This is a genomic window from Rhodosalinus sp., from assembly GCF_041685465.1.
Taxonomy (GTDB): domain Bacteria; phylum Pseudomonadota; class Alphaproteobacteria; order Rhodobacterales; family Rhodobacteraceae; genus Rhodosalinus.
Map to the genome: position 1 here is coordinate 1 of NZ_JAWLFS010000267.1, position 3,771 is coordinate 3,771.

Here is a 3,771-nt window from a genome sequence, read left to right on the forward strand (position 1 = left end):
GCCTCTTCTGGCCGCGCCGGGGCATCCGGCGCGAGCCGGGCCTTGCCGTGGTGGAGTTCCTCGAACCCATCGCGCCGGGCCTTTCGATGGCCGAGTTCATGGCCCGGCTGGAACGCGAGGTGGAGGAGCGGTCGGACGCGCTGATGGCCGAGGGCGCGGGGGCCGGGCGGGTGCAGTGACCCGTGACCGCTGATGCCGTTCCGTGCGGGCGCCCCGGCGCGCCGGGGCCGTCCCCCATGACAGGCCGGCGTGCCTCAGGTTAGCGGAACAGAGGGGCGTAAGTTTCCACCGGCCCCTCCTCCAGCAGGTACTGACGCGCGGCCTCCCATGCGGTGCGGGCGATCCGGTCGCGGCGCGCGTCGTCCGCCAGAAGTTCGTTCACCCTTTCGGGCAGGTCGGCGAAATCCCATCGACACGCGAGATAGGTCTCGTTGTTTCGATAGAGGTCCGGTGTGGTCTCCAGATGCGACATGTCCGGCTTCAGGAGGACTGCCCCGGCCGCGATCGCCTCCATGTCGCGCCAGCAGAGTTCGCCGTAGCCGAACGGACTGAAACAGATTTTCGCGCGGCTGAGTTCCTGCATGAACCGGCGGTAGGGGATGCCCGTTCCCGTCACGACACCTTGGCCCAGATCCTCGACGGCGCGAAGCGCCGCTCGCCGCATTGCGCCGTAGGCGTTGTCCGCCTCGGTGCCGCCAAGGCGCGCGTGAAGGGTGATCTCGCGCGCGGCCTGGCCGGGCGGGGGGCCGTTGCGCAGGAATGCACGCCGCAACGCCGGCGCCGTGAGGAAGTTCGGCGCGAGATGAAGCTTCGGAAGGGCGCCCGGAGGGACGCACCAGTCCGTTTCCTCCTGCGGGACGCCGTAGAGCCGGCCGTAGTAGTCGGTCAGGTTCGTATGACCGTAGGTCGGTTTCAGGTGCGCTGCCCGGTCGGTGAAAAGCGATTTCTTGAAATAGAAATCGACCCCCGCGAATACGCGCGCAAGCCGTATGTCGGCGTTGGCGGAGGTGTCCAGGTAGGCGGTGACCGCATCGGGCCCGAAAGCGTCGAGAACATCGGCAAGCCGTTGATGTCGCTCCAACGGGTCCGTCAGCCAGGATTGCGCGACGACATGCGTGGCGTCGCCGAGCCCGGCCGGCAGAGCGCCGCGCAGCGCCTTTTCCGTGGGCAGCAGCCGAATTTCTACGTCGTGCCGCGCCTCGAAGGTCGGCGCGCCCGACAGGAACGCAAAGGCGGACGCGTAGGAAACGCGCTTCGGCTCGAAGAGCACCAGAAGGCGACGGCGTCGTCGCCCGCGAAAGGGCCGACCGTAGAGCCACCCGTGCAAATGCCCCAGAATGCCGTGGTCCGGCCGGCTGGCGACAGCGTAGTGCATCCCTTCGAGCAGGTGCATCACCATGCTGCCCTCCGACCCTCTGCCGCGCGCTGTCCAGCCAGGAGCTTATCCAAAGCGGAGCGGCTGCGACAGGGGCTGGTTCTGAGACTGATCCTCGCCTCATGCGGGATGGCGGAGGGGACCGCGGCGATCCCCTTCCCGCCGCCCTCAGGCGTGGATCGGCCCGTCGCCGCAGGCCATCGCGGCCTCGCGCACGGCCTCGGAATAGGTGGGATGCGCGTGGCAGGTGAGCGCCAGGTCCTCTGCGGAGGCGCCGAATTCCATCGCCACGCAGATCTCGTGGATCAGGTCGCCCGCCATCGGGCCGATGATATGCGCGCCGAGGATGCGGTCGCTTTCCGCGTCGGCGAGTATCTTCACGAAGCCGTCGGCGGCGAAGTTGGCCTTCGCGCGGCCGTTGCCCATGAAGTTGAACTTGCCCGCCTTGTAGGCGCGGCCCTGTTCCTTGAGGCTCTCCTCGGTCTCGCCGACGGCGGCCACCTCGGGGTGGGTGTAGATGACGTTGGGGATGACGCCGTAGTTCACATGCCCGTGCTTGCCGGCGATCACCTCGGCCGCGGCCATGCCCTCGTCCTCGGCCTTGTGGGCGAGCATCGGGCCCTCGACGCAGTCGCCGATGGCATGGATGCCGTCCACGTTGGTGCGCCATTGCGCGTCCGTCCGGATCTGTCCGCGCTCCGTCATCTCGACGCCGAGCGCCTCGAGCCCCAGACCGTCGGTATAGGGCTTGCGGCCCGTCGAGACGAGCACGACGTCGGCGTCGAGGGTGGCGTCGCTGTCGTCCTTGCGGAGCTTGTAGTGCACCTTCGACTTGGTTTTGAGCGTCTCGACGGACTGCACCGCCGCGCCCATGACGAAGGTGAGCCCCTGCTTCTTCAGGAGGCGCTGGAAGCTCTTCTGCACCTCGCCGTCCATGCCGGGCACGATGTGGTCGAGATACTCGATCACGGTGACCTCCGTGCCGAGGCGGGAATAGACCGAGCCCATCTCGAGGCCGATCACGCCGCCGCCGATCACCACCATCTTCTTCGGGATCTTCGGAAGCTCCAGCGCGCCGGTGGAGGTGACGACCGTCTTCTCGTCGATCTCGACGCCGGGGAGGCCGGAGGCCTCGGACCCGGTGGCGAGGATGATGGTCTTCGCCTCGTGGGTCTCGTCGCCGACCTTGACCTTGCCCGGCGCGGGGACCGAGCCCCAGCCCTTGAGCCAGTCGATCCTGTTCTTCTTGAAGAGGAACTCCACGCCCCTGGTGTTCTGCGCGATGGTGTCGTCCTTGTAGGCGCGCATCGCGGACCAGTCGACCCTGGGGGCGCCGACCTTGAGGCCCATCTTCTCGAAATTGTGCTCGGCCTCGTGCAGCTGATGGGTGGCGTGCAGGAGCGCCTTGGAGGGGATGCAGCCCACGTTGAGGCAGGTGCCGCCCAGCGTCTCGCGGCCTTCCACGCAGGCGGTCTTGAGCCCGAGCTGCGCGCAGCGGATGGCGGCCACGTAGCCGCCGGGGCCGGAGCCGATCACGATCACGTCGTAGGAGGCCATTGGGTCAGTCCTTTCCGTTGTGTGCGGGGGAGGGGGGCGCTGCCCCCCTCGGCGGCTGACGCCGCCTCACCCCCCGGGATATTTGAGCCAAGAAGAAGTCACAGGAGCGCCGCGAGGATCATGGCGAGGGTGGCGAGGAAGCCCGCCGCCCAGATGAGCGAGCGGCCCGGCACCCAGCCGAAGAGATAGGCGGGCACGTAGAGGACGCGCGCGGCGAGGTAGATCCAGGCGCAGGCGGCGGTGAAGGCGGTGCCCGCGTCCGAGAGGGAGACGATCACGACGGCGGCGGTGAAGAGGATCAGCCCCTCGAAGTGGTTGTCGAGCGCGCGCTTGGCGCGGCCCGCGCGGCCCGGGAGCGGGATCGGCTCGTCCCGGGGCTTCAGCGCGGCCCGCGTGCCGGCGGCCGTCTGGCCGAGGACGGAGTAGAGCGCGAGCTGCGCGGCCTGCAGGAGCACGGCGAGGGCGAGGGCGGTGAGTTCGGGGGTCATTGATACCCACGCCAGTAGGCTTCCGCCATCCAGCGTTTACCATTGGTTAGCTCTGTGACGAGTGCAATGACTTCGAGATAGTCACGCTCTTGGAACTTGGTCCATCGTTTCTTGTGAAATCGGCTCCATGCCTTTCGCCGGGTCTCGTCAGGGTCGTGTATTTTTAGAGACGACAGCAAGACATTATCTATGGGCGGGTGAATCGCGTTCGCCCGCGCGGATCTCGTCGGATCCGACGCTCCAAACTGAGAAAGGTAAAGTGCCTTCAAATACGCATTAACAAGCTTTGCCGCACGTCCGTAAGATATGGGCTCCTGTATCTCCACATATTTCCCCGACTTCTCGATAATC

The 3,771-nt window shown here is 67.1% G+C and carries 4 protein-coding genes; all 4 read right to left on the reverse strand.

All coding sequences use genetic code 11. The features are described from left to right. Positions 1-259: 259 nt before the first annotated feature. Positions 260-1,399 (reverse strand): glycosyltransferase family protein, encoded by a 1,140-nt coding sequence (locus ACESL7_RS14075; RefSeq protein WP_372893935.1) that lies wholly within the window; start codon positions 1,397-1,399, stop codon positions 260-262. Between the two features lie 144 nt (positions 1,400-1,543). Further along, complete coding sequence (gene lpdA, locus ACESL7_RS14080) at positions 1,544-2,932, reverse strand: dihydrolipoyl dehydrogenase (protein ID WP_372893936.1); 1,389 nt, start codon at positions 2,930-2,932, stop codon at positions 1,544-1,546. 98 nt (positions 2,933-3,030) lie between these two features. Next, positions 3,031-3,420, reverse strand: coding sequence for an MAPEG family protein (locus ACESL7_RS14085; RefSeq protein WP_372893937.1), 390 nt, complete (start codon positions 3,418-3,420; stop codon positions 3,031-3,033). Further along, positions 3,417-3,771 (reverse strand): hypothetical protein (locus tag ACESL7_RS14090; RefSeq protein ID WP_372893938.1); only part of this gene is annotated, 355 nt, incomplete at its 5' end. The genes ACESL7_RS14090 and ACESL7_RS14085, both read right to left, overlap by 4 nt.